The 18,903-nt window shown below is 36.7% G+C and carries 13 protein-coding genes; all 13 read left to right on the top strand.

All coding sequences use genetic code 11. From position 1 onward, the window contains the following. Positions 1-96: 96 nt before the first annotated feature. The 13 genes from JOC76_RS01275 to JOC76_RS01215 all read left to right on the top strand — a co-directional run bounded on the left by JOC76_RS01275 (position 97) and on the right by JOC76_RS01215 (position 18,825). A complete protein-coding gene (locus tag JOC76_RS01275) occupies positions 97-1,917 on the top strand; it encodes a sensor histidine kinase (RefSeq protein ID WP_205175434.1) in 1,821 nt (606 codons plus the stop codon). Then, positions 1,914-3,494: a response regulator gene (locus JOC76_RS01270; RefSeq protein WP_205175432.1), complete on the top strand. Its 1,581-nt coding sequence runs from the start codon at positions 1,914-1,916 to the stop codon at positions 3,492-3,494. The genes JOC76_RS01275 and JOC76_RS01270 overlap by 4 nt, the downstream gene beginning before the upstream one ends. Positions 3,495-3,718: 224 nt before the next feature. Continuing rightward, the gene (locus JOC76_RS01265) at positions 3,719-4,741 is read left to right on the top strand and encodes a LacI family DNA-binding transcriptional regulator (RefSeq protein WP_205175431.1); all 1,023 of its coding nucleotides are present in this window, start codon (positions 3,719-3,721) and stop codon (positions 4,739-4,741) included. Between the two features lie 96 nt (positions 4,742-4,837). Further along, the gene (locus tag JOC76_RS01260) at positions 4,838-6,064 is read left to right on the top strand and encodes an ABC transporter substrate-binding protein (protein ID WP_205175430.1); all 1,227 of its coding nucleotides are present in this window, start codon (positions 4,838-4,840) and stop codon (positions 6,062-6,064) included. Positions 6,065-6,196: 132 nt separating this feature from the next. After that, positions 6,197-7,063, top strand: coding sequence for a carbohydrate ABC transporter permease (locus tag JOC76_RS01255; protein WP_205175725.1), 867 nt, complete (start codon positions 6,197-6,199; stop codon positions 7,061-7,063). Beyond that, a complete protein-coding gene (locus JOC76_RS01250) occupies positions 7,063-7,884 on the top strand; it encodes a carbohydrate ABC transporter permease (RefSeq protein WP_205175429.1) in 822 nt (273 codons plus the stop codon). Before JOC76_RS01255 ends, JOC76_RS01250 begins: the two co-directional genes overlap by 1 nt. A gap of 20 nt (positions 7,885-7,904) precedes the next feature. Further along, complete coding sequence (locus JOC76_RS01245) at positions 7,905-10,106, top strand: alpha-galactosidase (protein ID WP_205175428.1); 2,202 nt, start codon at positions 7,905-7,907, stop codon at positions 10,104-10,106. Positions 10,107-10,364: 258 nt separating this feature from the next. Then, the gene (locus JOC76_RS01240; protein ID WP_205175427.1) at positions 10,365-12,161 is read left to right on the top strand and encodes a sensor histidine kinase; all 1,797 of its coding nucleotides are present in this window, start codon (positions 10,365-10,367) and stop codon (positions 12,159-12,161) included. After that, positions 12,136-13,728 (top strand): response regulator transcription factor, encoded by a 1,593-nt coding sequence (locus tag JOC76_RS01235; RefSeq protein WP_239557468.1) that lies wholly within the window; start codon positions 12,136-12,138, stop codon positions 13,726-13,728. Before JOC76_RS01240 ends, JOC76_RS01235 begins: the two co-directional genes overlap by 26 nt. A gap of 37 nt (positions 13,729-13,765) precedes the next feature. Next, positions 13,766-15,097 (top strand): ABC transporter substrate-binding protein, encoded by a 1,332-nt coding sequence (locus JOC76_RS01230; RefSeq protein WP_205175426.1) that lies wholly within the window; start codon positions 13,766-13,768, stop codon positions 15,095-15,097. A 244-nt stretch (positions 15,098-15,341) separates the two neighbouring features. After that, the gene (locus tag JOC76_RS01225) at positions 15,342-16,244 is read left to right on the top strand and encodes an ABC transporter permease (RefSeq protein ID WP_205175720.1); all 903 of its coding nucleotides are present in this window, start codon (positions 15,342-15,344) and stop codon (positions 16,242-16,244) included. A 24-nt stretch (positions 16,245-16,268) separates the two neighbouring features. Beyond that, positions 16,269-17,153, top strand: a complete 885-nt coding sequence (locus JOC76_RS01220) for a carbohydrate ABC transporter permease (RefSeq protein ID WP_205175424.1) — start codon at positions 16,269-16,271, stop codon at positions 17,151-17,153. A 37-nt stretch (positions 17,154-17,190) separates the two neighbouring features. Then, a complete protein-coding gene (locus JOC76_RS01215; protein WP_205175422.1) occupies positions 17,191-18,825 on the top strand; it encodes an ABC transporter substrate-binding protein in 1,635 nt (544 codons plus the stop codon). Positions 18,826-18,903 lie beyond the last annotated feature (78 nt).

Below are 18,903 nucleotides of genomic sequence, written 5' to 3'. Positions count from 1 at the left end.
ATGCAAGAACACTTATGCTAAAATGAGGGAGAATTCAGGATAAAACCGAAAAGGGGGGAGGCTAGTTCGAGTGAACAGGAACTAGCGCATGAGCTTATGCAATGGGGGATTCGGAAAAAACTAATTATTACTTTAATGGCTGTGATGATACTCCCTTTTGGAATAGCCATTACAATTACTTATTATCAAACAACCAAGTCTATTAATGACCGATTTGTAACCACGAATCATGAGTTAATTGTAAAGGGGGGAGCGGAGCTTAGTACCTATTTAGAGGACGTCGCACAATTGTCGACCGTTCTATATCGGTATACGCCTTTTATGTCAGTAATGAGGGTTGGGATTTCGGAAAACATAAGCAGTAATCAAGAGGAAGTACGAAGAATGCTTGCTTATACATTTAATTCCCGGCCGGAAATTGAACAGATGCTTCTATATATAAATAAAGGAAAAGATTCTTATACCAATTACCACTCGACAATCAGCGGAAGAGTGAAATACGAGAATATATTGTCCAATCCTTTCTATGCACGCTTAAGCAAATCACATGACTTTTCTGTAATTGAACCACCCCATGAGATTTATAGCTACAATAACTTGTCCGTGATTCCTAACTCAGAAAAGAATCAAGTTTTAAGTTTTCATACCATTATAAGAGATGTACCGTTAGATGACATTTTAGGTTTTGTATCGATAGATATAAATCTTTCCAAGATAAGAGACATTGCTGGTCGATTATACACTCCTGGGGTTGAAGACTTATACATTATGAATGATGAGGGTGTTATCGTATACTCCTCAAAAAACAATGCCATTGGCAAGCGCAATAATGAAGAATGGTTTAAACAAATAAAGAAGCAACCGAAGGAGAGTGAAAGTCTAGAACGGAAAGATGATAAGTTTTCGGGAGTAATTGTCTACCAACAATTTTCTGATTCCTTTAAAAACTGGTACATTGTTAAACGAATTCCTTATGATGTCCTTTACCAGGGGGCAAGGCAGACTGTATTTACTAATATTATCATTGTTATGATTACGCTTATTATTGTATTATTTGCTACCATGTTCATTTCATTTAAGCTCACAGCTCCAATTAAAGTATTAATAGCGAATATGAAAAAAGTAGAAAAAGGTGTGTTTGAAGCAGATTTTGAGTCATTAGGAAATGACGAAATCGGGATGTTGGGAAGGCATTTTAAACTGATGATTGCAAAAATAAATGAATTAATAGAACGAGAATATAAGCTGGAGATTGAAAATAAATCCTCCCAATTAAGGGTTCTTCAGTCACAAATAAATCCGCATTTCCTATATAATGCCTTTCAATCGATAGGAACACTTGCATTAAAATTGAAAGCGGTACCGGTTTACTCGCTATTAAATTCATTATCAAATATCATGCGTTACAGCATGAATATGAAGGATGATATTGTCCCATTATTAGCGGAAGTCAACCATGTTAAATCCTATCTTACGTTACAAAAACAAAGATTTGATGATCAGTTTGAATTTGAGCTGGATATTGAGGAAAGTGTAGAAGAGATACGAGTACCGAAAATGATTTTACAACCCATTGTGGAAAATTGCTTTAAACATGGCTTTGATCAGCAGGTCGAAACAGCAACGATTATGATTTCAGCAAAAGGTGAATCTGATGACTTTTTCTCCATAACGGTTAAAGATAATGGAATAGGTGTTGAAGAGGAAGAGCTTAAAAATATTCGCCGAGAATTATCGGATGTCGGGAGAAGTGAATATCAGAAGGGTGAAGGAATAGGGTTGAAAAATATTTATGAACGTTTAATGATTTATTATAGTAACCGGGTAGAAATGGTTGTCACTAGTGGAGGAGAGAGCGGCTTTACCGTTACGATTATGATACCTAAAGTTATTCATAATGAGGTGATACATCCATGAAGGTCTTAATTGTCGATGATGAAAAACATGTTCGTGAAGGCATTAAGCTTCTCGGTGCATGGGAGCAGAATGGGATCACGGAGATTTATGAAGCGGGGAATGGTGAGGAAGCCATCCAGCTTATTCAAAGGCTTCGACCAGAAATTATTTTTTCCGATATGAAAATGCCCAAGATGGATGGAACACAGTTATTGGAATGGATTAAGGAAAATCAGCCTACCAGCAAAACCATTGTTGTAACCGGATACGATGATTACCACTATATGCGTAAAGCGATTCATTTTGGCAGTTCTGACTATTTATTAAAGCCCATTGATCCTGACATTTTAAATCAAACGTTAGATAAAGTGGTAAAGGAGTGGAAGAAAGAGGAAGAGGATAGAGAAAGAAAGACGACCAGTTCCCTGCTAATTAATGAAATGAAGCCAGTCTATCGAGATCGAAAGCTAACTCAATTAATGAATGATAATCTTAAGGAAGAATTGTTTGAGGAATTTGGGTTTTCTAGAGCGCAAAATTATCTCGTCGCGCTTGTTCGTTTAAATAGAAAGGCAATTGAGGCATTTCAAGGTGACCGTGATTTAACCTATTTTACAATTCTGAATGTGATAAATGAAGTTTTACACGAAGAAGAATGTGGAATTGCTTTTCGGTACCTAGCTCAAAAGGGTGAAATTTTGATTGTTTTTTGGAAGCAATTTGCTCAAATAGAAAAGCGATTAGAACGAATCTTTCAAGCAATAAAGAGAACTATTGGTGTGGCGTGTCATATTTCCGTTGGTATAGAGGTAACGGATAGGAAAAGATTAATTCTTTCCTATCAGCATGCAAAACAGGTTTTATTAAACAGCAATATTTTAGATGATGAAGAAACCAAAGTTTACAAACAAGATGTACTTCAGACACCATTAATAAAAAACTTATTTGTGTATTCCTCTGAAATTGAGCTAGCGATTCAAACAGGTGAAATTAGAGCATTCAAAGATTTGATTACCAAAATTGTTAAAGATTATTCAGAGGGAAACTATTTTTCGTGGGGGCAGCTGCTCCAACTTGAAAATGAATACCTTGTGATGAGTTATCATTGGTTTGAAAATTATCAGATACCTATAAAAGTTTACAATCTTATTCAATACAGAGTTGATCAATTTTTTGATGAAAACGGAACATTTCAGCTGCAGGGCTATGTTAAGCGAACTGTCCGTGAAATTGCTATATTCCTAAAAAGAGTGAAGCGCAAGTCAATTCAGAAAAACAATAATGTCATTTATGAAATTGAAAAATATTTACAGGCCAACTTCAATCGTGATGTAAAACTGCAGGAGATTTCGGGTCATTTCTATATTAGCAGAGAATATATTTCTAGAAAGTTTAAGCAGGAGTTTCATGTAAATATTTCTGATTATGTTGTGAAGATTCGAATGGAGCGGGCAAAATCCTTATTAAAAAATAGTGAGATGAAGATCTATGAAATCGCAACGATGGTTGGTTATCAGGACGATAAGTATTTTCGGAAGGTTTTTAAGAAGGTGGAAGGTGTAACACCGAACGAATATAGAGAACTACATTTTCAATAAGCTAGATTTAGATAAAAAGAGTAAACATAACTAATATTTTAGTTATGTTTACTCTTTTTATATTAACTAATTAACGAAACTAATGAAAAAAAGCGCAATTATACAAAAAAAATGAAAGAAGATGTATGATTTTATAAAAAATATGTTGAATGAAAGCGTAATCTCTGATATATTGATAATATAAAATTTAGTTAATTTAACTAAAAAGAGATGGTGGAGAGAAAATGGCAACAATAAAAGATATTGCCGATCAGGCAAATGTGTCGACGGCGACGGTATCTAGGATATTAAACAATGATCCCACACTTTCCGTATCAGATGATACAAGAAAACGAGTAATTGAAATCGTCAATGAGTTGAATTATAAACCATTACGCAAAAAGAGTGGAAAAACAGAGAAATCGAATGAGGTTTATAATATCGGCGTCATCATGTTAAATGATGAAACAATTGACCCGTATTTCCAATCCATTCGCCTTGGTGTAGAAAGTACATGTAATCAATATTCGCTAAATATCGTCACGACCATGATGGTCGGAAAGAGCAATATTACCGCTGAAGCCCTAAGCGGTCTTGATGGACTAATTGTTCTAGGAGATGTAGATATCGGAGATTTAAAAGAGATTTACTATGAAAATAACCATATTGTTGCGGTAGACTATTTGCCTCTAGATTCAAATGTTGACGTGGTGATATCGGATTTTGAAGGAGCTACACAAAAAGTACTGGAGCATTTGATTGGGCTTGGTCATACTGATATCGCTTATTTAGGCGGAAGAGGGATGGTTTTTGGTGTAAGCCATCAAAAGACGAAAGAAAAAGAAGATTCAAGGAAAATGACCTTTGAAAAAGTTATGAGAGAAAAGGACCTTTACAACCCAGATAAAGTCTTAATAGAAGAATGGGGACCAACAAGTGGATACAATTTAACAAAACAATTACTTGAAAACGGTCAAGCGCCAAGTGCGATTGTAGTCGGCAGTGACCCGATGGCATTGGGTGTTCTTCGTGCTTTACATGAAGCCGATATGAAAGTGCCTGAGGATGTATCAGTCTTTAGTTTTGATGATATCGAAGCAGCGGCATTCATGAATCCGCCTCTTTCAACTGTAAAAGTTTATGGAGATGAAATGGGGAAAACAGCAGTAAAGTTGCTTTATGACCGTTTGAAAGGAAGAACAATTCCGTTGAAAGTGACCATTCCAACGGACCTTGTTTTAAGAGAAAGTGTAACTGTTAAAAAATAATAAAAGAGAAACGGCGGTTCCATTCACCTTGTAACCGCTGTCAGCCCTTTTGTTAGATTTTATATAAAAAATTATTAATATCATGGAGGGTTTTCTATGAAAAAATCAATCTCAGTAGTGGCAGCTGGTATGATCGCACTTTCTATGTTAGCGGGTTGTGGGAGTAATGATGAAGCTTCAGGCAGTTCTAATGGCAAGGTGAAAATTGAGTTTCTGCAATACAAAACAGAAGCAAGAGGCACCTATGATGAACTGATTAAAAAATTTGAAAAAGAAAATCCTACAATTGATGTCGTTCAATCTAATCCACCTGATGCAACAACTGTGTTAAAAACACGTGTAGCAAAACGTGATATTCCTGACGTAATGGGAACAGGCGGAGATATCTCCTATTCTGACATTGCCAAGGCTGGTGCTTTTAAGGAAGTTACGAACGATAAATTATTAAACGATATTCAGCCTGCATATATCAGCATGTTAAAAGATATCTCTAAACAAGATAAAGTTTACGGCATCCCCTATGTAGCTAATGCGGATGCAGTTATTTACAATAAAGCTATTTTCAAAGAGTTAGGTCTGCAAGTTCCGAAAACCTGGGATGAATTTATTGCCGTCGCAGAAAAAGTAAAAGCTGCTGGTAAAATCCCATTCTATTTTACTTTTAAGGATGCATGGACAGCGTTACCAGCTTATAACGTATTAGCTGCTAACACACAAGAAAAAGACTTTTTCAAAAAGTTAGATGCTAAGAAAGCCACATTTGTAAAAGGTCATCAAGAAGCAACTAAAAAGTTTTTAGAACTACTTAAGTACGGAAATAAAGATCAAACAGGTAAAGCGTACAATGATGGAAACGTAGCATTTGCAAAAGGTGAATCAGCTATGTATCTTCAAGGAATTTGGGCAATACCGGAAATTAAAAAGGCTAATCCAAACATAGACCTAGGTGTATTCCCATATCCAGTAGGCGATTCCAAGGTTGTATCCGGGGTAGACGTAGTCCTTACACAATCATCTCAAACGAAGCATCCAAAGGAAGCTAGAAAATTCATTGAATTCCTTTTACGTGACGATAACATGAAACAATACCTTAAAGAGCAGAATGCCTTTTCAGCAAAGAAAGGGATTGTACAGGAAGCGCCTGAGTTAGAAGGATTAAAAGATAGTATTGCAAAAGGTGCACTAGTAGATTTCCCAGATCATTATGTACCTTCAGCTGTTGCGCTTGATAAACAATTACAAATGTTAGTACAAAACAAAGATACAAAGCAATATTTATCAACTTTGGATCAGGAATGGGAAAAGGTAGCAAACCGACAATAATGAGAGGGAGGAATTGGGGAATCTCAATTTCTCCGTTTTCAATAAGGGAGTGTAAAAATGGGTAAAAACGAGCTTGCCTTAAAAAATCTTAATAAGACTACCACTATTGAATCGGGTGAAAAGAGGAAAAAAATGAAAAGTAAAGACATTCCTTTCTATTTGATGACTGTGCCTGCTTTTCTTCTTTTTCTTGTTTTCCACACATTTCCGGCGTTACAAGGCATTTTTTATTCTTTTACAAACTGGGATGGATTAAGTTTAGATTACAACTTTGTCGGATTAAAAAATTATCTGAATCTATTTAAAGATGGAAATATATTAAATTCATATCTCTTTACTTTTAAGTTTGCCATTGTCTCTACCATAATCGTAAATGTTTTGAGTCTCCTTATTGCGATGGGATTAAACGCCAAAATTAAAGGAAAGAACTTTTTCCGTGCTGTATATTTCTTGCCTAATGTACTAGGCGTATTAATTGTTGGATTTATCTTCAATTTTATTTTTTCTAATGTTATTCCACAATTAGGGACCAAACTGGATCTTGGATTTCTGACAGCGAATATTTTAGGTAGTGAAAAATTCGCCTGGATAGGAATCGTCATTGTGGCTGTTTGGCAAGCATGCGCCTTCAATGTCATTTTGTACTTATCAGGTTTACAGACGGTTCCAAGTGAATTATATGAGGCATCAAGTCTTGATGGAGCGAATAAATGGCAAGAATTTTGGAAGATTACCTTTCCGATGATTGCTCCATTCTTTACGATCAATATGGTTCTATCGATGAAAAACTTCTTAATGGTCTTTGACCAAGTTGTTGCCCTGACTAATGGTGGACCTGGACGGGCTACTGAGTCGATTTCACTCTTAATCTTTAAAAGTGGTTTCGCTGGTGGAGAATTTGCCTATCAATCTGCAAACTCGGTTATTTATTTTATCGTCATTGTAGTAATCTCTGTATTCCAAATTAAAGTATTACAAAAAAGGGAGATGGATATGTAATGTTAAGACAGAAGACAAATTGGACCGTTACCACTTTAATAGCTCTAGGTTCATTATTTATTCTCTTCCCTTTGTATATCACTGTTTCCATCGCTTTAAAATCACCGTCTGAATTAGCTGACTCAGTTTTATCTTTACCGACTAGGCTGCATTTTGAAAACTTTACAAGGGCAATTGAAGCAACGAACTTTTTTTCCGCATTTAAAAACAGTGCGATTATTACGGTCGTCACCGTTGTTTTTACGATTTTAACGAATTCAATGGTTGCTTACGCCATAGCAAGAAATTTACACCGTAAATTCTTTAAAGGACTCTACTACTATTTTGTAAGTGCTATGTTTATTCCTTTTCCCATTATCATGTTACCACTAGTAAAACAAACTTCCGCTCTTGGGATGGATAATCAAGGTGGATTAATATTTTTATACATTGTGTACGGTGCTGCTTTAAATATTTTTATTTACACAGGGTATATCCGCTCGATTCCAAAAGAATTAGAAGAGGCTGCGATTGTGGATGGATGCAGTACGTGGGGAGTATTTTGGAAGGTCATTTTCCCATTGTTAACCCCAATCAATGCGACAGTAGGCATTTTAACATGCTTATGGGCTTGGAACGACTTTATGCTTCCGTTAATTATTTTAAATGATCCATCTGACGCGACTTTGCCTCTAGCCCAGTATATCTTCCAGTCTCAATTTGGTACTGACTTTAACCTAGCGTTTGCGTCTTACTTATTAGCTTTATCCCCAATGGTTATCGTGTATATCTTTGCACAAAAATGGATTATTGGCGGTGTTGTAAAAGGTGCAATTAAATAGTATTAGGAGTTGACTTGTGCGTGGGAATTCAATTTGATTCAAAAAATAAAATATTTCATTTAAAGGCGAAAAACACAAGCTATGTGATGGAGGTTGTCCGTGACGGCTATTTATTGCACCGTTACTGGGGCCGCAAAATAAATACTTTTCATAACTCTAATTTTCTACAGCTTTTAGACCGTGGTTTTTCCGGCAACCCTTATTTGCATAAAGATGAACGGACCTTCTCGCTGGATACTCTTCCGCAAGAGTATCCCCAGTATGGGAACACTGATTTCCGAAAACCGGCCTATCAAATTCAGCAGGAAAATGGCTCAACAATTACAGACTTGAGATACCAATCACATTCCATATTTAAAGGAAAGGAACCTTTAGAAGGATTACCAGCAACTTATGTAGAGAGCGAAGATGAGGCAGAAACACTTGAAATTACGATGGTAGATTCACTAATCGGTCTAAAAGTGATCTTAAGTTATACTGTCTTTGAACGATTAAATGTTATTACCCGTTCGGTCCGCTTTTTAAATGAAGGATCTGAAGAATTAAAGCTTTTACGTGCATTAAGTATGTGTGTTGATTTTCGTGATGCGGAATATGAGTTTTTACATCTTCACGGTGCACATGTAAAAGAAAGACATATCGAGCGACAGCCTCTTCGCCATGGCATTCAATCGGTTGAAAGTACGAGAGGGGCCAGTTCCCATCAGCATAATCCATTTATAGCATTGTTAAGAAAGGGTACCACTGAAGATTTTGGTGAGGTATATGCATTCAACTTTGTGTACAGCGGGAATTTTCTGGCCCATGCGGAAGTAGACCAGTTCAGTAATACACGTGTCACGATGGGGATCAATCCATTTGATTTCAACTGGAAGCTGGAGGCCGGGGAAAGCTTTCAGACGCCGGAAGTAGTGATGGTGTACTCTGCTGAAGGTCTTGGAGATATGTCACGAACGTACCATGAATTGTACCGAACGTGCTTGGTAAGAGGGCACTTTCGGGATCAAGAACGTCCAATCTTAGTGAATAACTGGGAAGCGACTTATTTTGATTTCAATGCTGAAAAAATTCTCGAGATTGCCAGGGCTGGAAGTAAGTTAGGGATAGAATTATTTGTCCTAGATGATGGCTGGTTTGGGAAAAGAGATAATGATAAGTCTTCGCTAGGAGACTGGTTCGTCGACCATCGAAAGCTTCCTGAAGGATTGGATGATTTGGCATCAAAGGTCAAGGATATGGGGATGGAGTTTGGAATTTGGTTTGAGCCGGAAATGATATCTGTTGATAGCAATCTTTACCGTGAACATCCAGATTGGTGCCTCCATGTACCAGAACGACTTCGTTCAGAGAGCCGCAACCAGCTCATTCTAGATTTTTCACGGGAAGATGTTTGCGATGAAATTACCAAGCGAGTTAGCGATATTTTAGAAAGTGTGCCGATCACTTATGTGAAATGGGATATGAATCGTCATATGACAGAAATTGGTTCGGCCTCTCTTCCTGCAGATAGACAAAGAGAGACGGCACATCGATACATGCTCGGTTTATATAAAGTGATGGAAAAAATCACTACATCTTTCCCTCATATTTTATTTGAAAGCTGCTCAGGTGGTGGGGGAAGATTCGACCCAGGAATGCTCTACTACATGCCGCAGGTGTGGACTTCGGATAATACAGAAGCTGTCTCACGTTTAAAAATTCAATATGGTACGAGTTTGGTTTACCCTATCGTTACCATGGGCTCTCATGTATCTGCGGTTCCGAACCATCAGGTGCACCGTACCACTTCCATGGAGATGCGCGGTGATGTCGCGATGTCCGGAAACTTGGGATATGAACTGGATTTAACAAAACTATCAGATGAGGAAGAAAAAATCGTCAAACAGCAGGTCGCTCACTATAAAGAGATTCGTAAACTAATCCAGTTTGGTGATTTTTACAGGCTGCAGAGCCCATTTGAGGGAAATGAAACAGCCTGGCTTTTTACTACTAAGGACAAGTCTGAAGCCGTTGTCTACTATTTCCGGGTATTAGCTGAACCAGCTGCGCCAACAACTGTATTAAAGCTTAAGGGAATTGATGATACGAAACAATACCAAGTGATTGGAACCGATAAAATATTTGGCGGGGATGAGCTGTCCTATGTAGGTTTAAGTATTCCTGCTAATATACATGGAGATTTCCAAAGTTACGTTTGGCATTTAAAAGCGTGCAGTGAATAAGAGTCGTATCGAAAACAATGAACAACGGAAGAAATGTTGCTCATCGTTTTTATGTGATTTATTTTAATATAAAGCAGTGACCCGAAGGAGATCCATCTCCATTTTGGGTCACTTTTATTTTTGTGTAAGACCTAATTTCCCAATAAAATTACAATGGTATGATAGGAAAGGATATGTTAAATTAAATTAAAATTAAAACTAGATTAGTAGAGATGTATTATACTGTAAGGGCTTACTTAAGCCTTCAGGGGGACTGATATGTTTTTTTCCTTACGTAATCGTTTATTTATCGTATTTACTTGTTTATTAACAATCCCGTTAATTATATTGTCTTTTATTATACCAAGCTGGTTTACATCCATCATTGAGGAACAGACTCAGGAACTGACAGTGGAGGCTATGGACCAATATTCGCTTTTTATTGATTCCATCACAACGCAAGCGAAAGATTTAGGGAATCAGGTACTCGTGAACCAAACGACACAAAAATGGATCAAACTAGAAAGCAAGAATACCAATATATCCGATGGACAGAGGCTGCTACAGAAGAATCAACTCAAAATGTTGTTATCGTCAATGAGGGTAAACAATTCAAATGGCATGTCGATTTCAGTTGTTTTGAATGATGGTACAGGGACCTGGGGAAATATCCCAAACTTAAATCAAGTAGATTGGTATAAAGACTATTCTCAAAATAAAACGCGATATATTAGGTCACATGTTGATCCATTTCAGCCAACTCAGGGTCACATTAATAGCTATATTTTACCCCTCTTTGATATGAATACATTTGTTTCATATGGAATGATTAAGGTGAATTTTCCTTCAGAATTGCTTGAAACATCATTGAATAAAACCAAGATTGGAACAAACGGACATGCTTATTTGATCAATCATAATGGCGAAAATATTCTGCCTGGAAAGATCCGAACTCCTAAAATGGTTTTGAAACAAAGCTTAATTAAATTAAGCGATGATAAAAATCAAAAGGGATTAATCGAAACGAATGATCATGGAGAAACCTATTTAGTTTTTTATCAAAAGTTAGGGGTAGGCGATTGGGTTTTAATTAGTGAAGTAACCAAGTCTGAATTATTCGCTAAGGTCATGCGTTTACAACGGAACCTGCTGTTAACTAGTGCGATCGTGTTTTTAATTACGATTGTAGCTTCTTATATGATTTCTTCGAATATTGTTAGCCCTTTAGGTAAATTGGCAAAAGCAATGAGGTATATTGAAAACGGTGATTTTTCTGGTGCCAAACGCTTTATGCCGACCATAAAATCAGCTAATAACGAAGTGGGTTACCTAATAACAGTTTTTAATCAGACGATTGATCGGTTGAAAAATTTAATTGAAACAGAATATGAGGCAAATTTACGCCAAAAAGATGCGGAATATAAAGCCTTATTATTACAAATCAATCCACACTTTTTAAATAATACGCTTGAAATTATTGGTGGATTAGCTATGCAAGGGAAAAATAAACAGGTTATGGATGTAAGTGTTCACTTAGGCCGAATGATGAGATATTCCTTGAATACTCATAGTGATGTAGTAAATTTGGGAGAAGAGTTAAAGTATATCCGCAGTTACACTGAAATATTGAAGCTAAGATATGAAGATGTTATATCAATTGGGATTGAAGAAGATTTAGAGATAAGAAGTCTTCCTATTATTAAATTTATTTTGCAGCCGCTCGTCGAGAATGCTGTGAAATATAGTTTTATTGAAAAGACATCCGCAGAAATTTTTATTAAAACCAAGCAAAGTAATCATTTGGTGTTTATTGTAATTGAAGATAAGGGGATTGGAATGTCTGAAGAAGTGATCTCTGATCTAATGAGTGTCGTAACGAAGAATGATATAAATAGTATCCTTAAGAGTAAAGGGAGCAGTATTGGACTAAGAAATGTACTAAGTCGTTTGAAACTTTACTATGGTCCAAATTTCTCGTATATGATTGAATCTGAAAGGAATGCAGGTACAAGGATTACGTTATGTATCAATACAGATCGGGGTGATAGACATGTTGAAGGTAATCATCACAGATGATGAGATTCAGATTCGTAAAGGCTTACGAATGAAAGTGAACTGGGAAGAAGAAGGATTCCAAATAGTTGGAGAGGCCTACAATGGAGTAGAAGCGCTTGAATTGCTTCGGTATTTGAATATCGATTTGGTTATTACGGATATGAGGATGCCGATTATGGATGGAATTGAATTAGCGAAACGTTGTCAACAAGAATTTCCGAACGTAAGGGTAGTTGTTTTATCGGGTTATTCTGATTTTGAATATGTAAGAGGTTCATTGAAAGAAGGGGTAAAAGACTACTTGTTGAAACCCGTTGCCCCTGATGAATTAATAGAGGTATTGAGTAAGATTCGTAAGGAAGTGGAAGAAGAGAAGCGGATCCAAGCAGAATCGGCTCGATTGCGCAGGCTTGTTCATTCTCAGCTTCAAGAAGTTCAGGAGCAATATTTACTCTACCTTGTAAAAGAGGAATGGCTAGAGCTAAACATGGTAACAGAGAGATTGCGCCAATTGCAGTTAGAAGATCTTGTAAATGAAGAAGGAGAAGTACAATTTGTTACGGTAGAAATAAGAGAAAAAGAATACAATCCGAATCGATTAAAGGAACTATGGCTTCCCTTTCAGATGTTATGTAAAGAAATTGCAAAAGATCATCCCAAAACGTATTCGTTTTATGACCCTAGTTATGCAAATATGATTCAATTTTTACAGGTTCTCGATTCCGACAATAGAGACAGTCCTTCAAGACTAGTAAAGGAAATACAACAGACGGTTAAGAGACTCTTGAAATTAGAAACGGTTGTAGGAATTGGAAATGTGACTTGTGGAATTACAAATTTTAAGACTGGTTATATTTCGAGTTTACTTGCATGGAGCCAAAGCCAACTCGGCTCACAATCACAGGTATTGGATGGGTCGAATGTAAAAGAAGAAGTATTTGAGTTTTCACCCGAGATTGAAAGAAAGTTAACTAATGGAATTGAAAGTGTCAATTACGAGGTATTTAAAGAAAATATATACATTTTATTGGAAGGGAACCGAAACCACTCAATTATGTCCTTTACCTTTGCGGCTAATCGAGTGTTATTTTTGTTAGGCTCACTCGCAAGGAAATATAATATCGAAACAAATGATTTTCAAAGGGGAATGTGGAATTGTCAGCAAAGCATTTGGGAACTCAATTCGCAAACTAAAGTAATCGAGCATCTTCTTCAATTAGCGAAGCTAATTATCGAGAAGGTCCATGTAGCGCGTTTTTCAAACGGAAAAGTTATCGTAGCAAGTGTTCAGCAATATTTGGAACAGCATTACGCAAATGAAATTTCCCTTTCCATGCTATCGGAACTCTTTCATATCAATAGTGCACATTTATCTGAAACGTTTAAACATACTGTTGGACAGAATTTCAGCGATTATCTTGTTCAATTAAGACTACAGAAGGCTCGGCAGTTCCTTAAAGATAAAGAGCTTAAAATCATTGATGTGGCAAACTTGACTGGCTTTTCTAACTCAGGGTATTTTAGTACCGTTTTTAAAAAGTATTTTGGACAAACCCCTGTTGAGTTCCGAAACTCACTAGATTCATAAGTTTGATTTTTTTAAGCAGGAAGGTGAGGAAATGTAGATGAAAAAATGGTTATCTTTGATTATTTTTGCCATTTTATTTATAAGTAGTTCCTTGTATGTGCTATCTTTTTTTGATACATTCTCTAGCAGTAAATCAGAAAATGTTGAAAAACGAAATAAAACAAACCCAATCGTGCTAACCTTCTGGCGCAATAATGGAAACGCAGCAGAAAATAAAGCATATGAAAAATTAGTTTCTTCTTTTGAAGCGGCTCATCCTGGTATTAAAGTCCATATGAAATCATTTCCTTATAGTGATTATGAGATAAGACTGCGAACCGAGCTGGCCACTGGAAACCCTCCGGATGTGCTGACAATTGACAGCCCGACCTTGGCCCTTTATGCCAATACAGGTTCCTTATTATCACTAGATTCATATATGAGAAAAGAGGGACATATTGAGGATATCCCTGAATCGACATTAAAAGGAATGAGTTTTCAGGGTGCCATTTACTTGGCTCCTCTCGTTGAATCTAGTATTGCATTATTTTATAATAAGCGGCTTTTTAAAAATGCAGGCATACCTCTTCCTTCAGGCGATCCCAATAAGCCAATGACATGGGAGGAAGTGCTGCAGATTGCCAAAAAACTAACCCATCCTGAAAAGGGAGTTTATGGGATTGATCCAGCACAGGGCTTTAATGATGGCGAGTCTCCTGCTTATTTTAAAATGCCTCTCCTTTGGCAGTTTGGAGCGGACGTGCTAAGTCCAGATGGAACAACTGCAAGCGGGTATTTGGATTCAAAAGAGGCTTTAAAAGCCCTGCAATTTTATCAAGATTTATATTATAAAAATAAAGTGGCCGGTTTTGAATTACCGCCAGACCCATTTATATCAGGGAAGCTCGCGATGACTGTTCTTGGATCTTGGACATTGAAGGATCTGGAGAATAATTCCAAATTTAAATTAGGCGAAGATTTTGGGGTTGCCCCTTTGCCAAAAGAGAAGTACCAGGTTGTTCCAAATGGAGGCTGGGCCCTCGGTATCTCCTCCAAAACTAAAAATTCAACCGAAGCTTGGGAGTTTATCAAGTATGTTACAAGTTATGAAGGGATAAAAATGTATGTGAAGGAAACGGGTGATATACCTGCTAGGTACTCTGTTGCTAAAGACTTTCCTGAATTTAATCAATATCCTAAAAATATCTTTTTGCAACAAACGCAAAAATTTTCTAAAAACCGCCCGGTTACCCCGGCTTATCCTGTGATCAGCGACGCCCTAAAGACCTTATTTGAAGAAGTTGGACTTGGCGGAAATGATGTAGGGGCTTCTGCAAAGGAAGCGGTGGAGAAAATTAACACTAGTTTAAAACAAATACAGAATCCATAAAAAGTATCCTCTAGTTCAAAACTAGAGGTTTTTTTATTATTTGTTCAAGTGTAACCGATTTCAAAGTGCCGAAGATATTAAATACCTTAATCCGAAAATATTGAAATATTCATAGGAGTCATTTTGTTAAAGTAAAGTCAGAAGAAGAAAATACCCCTGAGAGGAGGAAGCAATTGTGGAACAGATATACCAAAAGGTAGAGAATGGTTCAAACGAAATAAGGAAAGCAGAAGTGGGCACCAAAATGTCGAGGAATTTAAAGTATATGAAGACCAATTATCAATTATATCTCCTTGTTCTTCCAGCCTTAATCCTGCTTATTGTTTTTAAATACGTACCCATGTACGGAGCCATAATTGCCTTCAAAGATTTTAATCCACTACAAGGAATTATGGGGAGTCCGTGGATTGGATGGAAGAATTTCGAGAAATTTATGAGCACCCCAGATTTTATGGATCTCTTAAAGAACACCCTAAAATTAAGTGCCTTTGGATTAATATTTGGCTTTCCTGTACCTATTATTCTAGCACTTATGATTCATCGAATTAAAAGAGTGTCCATTAAGAAAAATATTCAATTAGTCTTATATGCTCCAAATTTTATTTCAGTCGTTGTGGTAGTCGGGATCGTTTTTATTTTCCTATCACCGGTTGGACCTGTTAATCGATTCATCACTTTTTTGGGTGGAGACAGTATCTCTTTCATGACAGAACCTAGTTATTTTAGGTCGATCTATATTATAAGTGATATTTGGCAATTTGCAGGTTGGGCCTCGATTGTTTATTTAGCAGCGCTTTCCAATGTAAGCCAAGACTTAATTGATGCTGCAAAAATAGATGGAGCTAATATATTGAAGCAAATACGTCATATCGATTTGCCAACGATTAAACCGATTATGGTGATTCAATTTATTTTAGCTGCCGGAAACATCATGAGCCTTGGGTTTGAAAAAGCTTATTTATTGCAAACATCAATGAACCTTCCTACATCTGAAATATTGCCAACCTATGTTTATAAAATTGGCTTGCAGATGGGGGACTATGGTTACTCAACTGCAATTGGGCTTTTCAACGCTGTGATTAATGTCATTTTACTAATCAGCGTTAACCAAATCGTAAAACGGTTAAACGAAGGAGAAGGTATATAAATCTACTAGATGGAGGTGAGAGGTATGTTTAAGCATCAAACGAGGGCTGATAAAGCCATCTTAACAACAAACGGGATTATCCTGACCTTAATCGTATTTGCTATTTTAATCCCATTAATTTATGTCATTTTGGCATCGTTTACAAATCCAGCAACTTTGTTAAACAGTGGGATTACCCTTAATCCATCCAAATGGACACTTCAGGGATACTTACGAGTATTTAAAGATGGATCACTATTAATAGGTTTTAGGAATTCACTTTTTTACTCCACTGCTTTTTCGATTATTTCAGTTACAATCACGTTATTCGCCGCTTATCCATTATCAAGGAAGGATTTTGTCGGCAGAAAACTGATGATGACTCTCTTTATTATTACGATGTTTTTTGGCGGGGGATTAATCCCAACGTATCTGCTAGTCAAAAATTTAAATATGCTGGATACGATTTGGGCCATTTTATTACCAGGAGCTGTAAATGTATGGAACATTATTTTAGCAAGAGCCTACTTTCAAGGCATCCCAGATGAATTACGAGAAGCCGCTATTGTTGACGGTACATCAGAAATCCAGTTTTTCTTTAAAATATTGCTTCCACTAAGTAAACCAATCATAGCTGTATTAGTGTTATATCAATTTGTCGCACAGTGGAATTCTTATTTTGATGCCATGATTTATTTAAAAAGCGAGAATTTACAGCCTTTACAAATTGTCCTTCGATCAATTCTTGTTCAAATGCAGCCTAGACCTGGCATGATTCAAGACGCACAAAACACAGCTCAGCTGCAGCAAATTGCGGAGATGGTAAAGTATTCAAGTATTGTCATCTCCAGTTTGCCGCTAATCATAATCTATCCATTCTTCCAAAAGTACTTTGAAAAAGGAGTAATGGTGGGTTCAATAAAGGGTTAAAAAATTAATTTTAAACTATTAAATGGGGTGAAAGATCATGAAGAAAAAGAAAAAGATGAGTTTTTTAATAACAGCAGCGCTCATTACAAGTTTACTAGCTTCAGGTTGTTCGAATTCCGCCAGTTCGAAAAAAGAGGCAGATGGGGCCAATTCATCACCAAAGTATGAACTGAAAAATATCAATTTTCCATTAGATAAAAAGGTGACACTTAAATTTTTAACACAAAGTTCACCAATTGCGCCAAAGGATCCAAATGATAAATTAATTTGGAAAAGAGTAGAAAAAGATACAAATGTTCATATCGATTGGACGAATTATCCTTGGGAACAATTTGGAGATAAAAGAAACTTGGAGCTTGCTAGTGGTGATCTACCGGATGCCGTTTTTCATGCTGGCTTAAGTGATAATGATATTCTGAGATACGCCAAACAAGGAGTTATTGTCCCTGTAGAAACACTAATTGATAAATATATGCCAAATTTAAAGAAAGTTCTAGATACTCGTCCGGAATATAAAAAATTAATCACTGCTTCGGATGGACATATCTATTCCTTCCCATGGATAGAGGAACTTGGCAGTGGGAAAGAAGCGATTCAAGCGTTAGATGACATACCTTGGATTAATAAGAAATGGTTAGATGAGTTAGGTTTAAAAATGCCGACAACTACTGATGAGTTAGAAAAAGTCTTAATTGCGTTTAAAGAAAAGAAGCCTGAGGGGAAAAATGATATCATTCCGATGTCGTTCATGATCAACCATGGCGGTGAAGATCCGGCTATGCTCTTAGGTGCCTTCGGATCAGGCGATAACTATGATCATTATGTAGTATCAGAAGATAAGAAAGTCATGTATACAGCAAACCAAGAGGGATATAAAAAGGGAATTGAATGGCTTCACCAGCTTCAACAAAAGGGTTTAATCGATAAGGAGGCCTTTACGCAAGATTGGAATACGTATGTGGCCAAAGGGAAAAACGGTCGCTACGGCTTATACTTTACGTGGGACAGAGCCAATATTTCTGGTAATAATGAAGATTATGTTCCACTTCCGCCATTAAAAGGACCAGATGGGCAGATCAATGTAGCAAGGACCAATGGATATGGTTTTGATAGGGGCCGAATGGTCGTTACAAGTGCAAACAAGAATCTTGAATTAACAGCAAAATGGATTGACAAGGCTTATGAACCAATTCAATCTGTACAAAATAACTGGGGTACTTATGGAGATAAGAAGCAACAAAATATCTTTGAACTTACCAGCAATGGTTCTCTAAAACATTTACCGCTTGGTTCCGCTTCACCTTGGGATATAAGACAAAAAACAAATGTTGATGGACCTTTGGCCGTTTTAAATAACTACTATGGAACGGTAACGACCATGCCAGATGATGCTGCTTGGAGACTTGATATCTTGCATAAAATATATGTTCCCTTTATGAAAGCAACCTATAATTATCCACCAATTTTCTTAAGTAAAGACAATCAAGATCAATTAACACAACTAGAGACAGTGGTAAAACCATATGTGGAAAGAAAGAAAGCGGAATGGATTTTAAAAGGCGGTATTGAAAAACAATGGGACGACTATTTAAAACAATTGGACAAAAACGGACTTCCAAAACTATTAGACATTAAACAAAAAGCTCTAGATAAGTATAATGCTGGGGAATAAGTTAGTAAATTATTAAATTAAAGAATGACCTTCCAAGCCGAAACAGAATTTCGTTTCTGTTCGGCTTAGTTTTTATAA

This window comes from Neobacillus cucumis, from assembly GCF_016908975.1.
In the GTDB taxonomy this organism is placed as follows: Bacteria; Bacillota; Bacilli; order Bacillales; family Cytobacillaceae; genus Neobacillus; species Neobacillus cucumis.
Note: the sequence above shows the minus strand (reverse complement) of the source record. Positions and strands in the feature narration are given on the sequence as shown.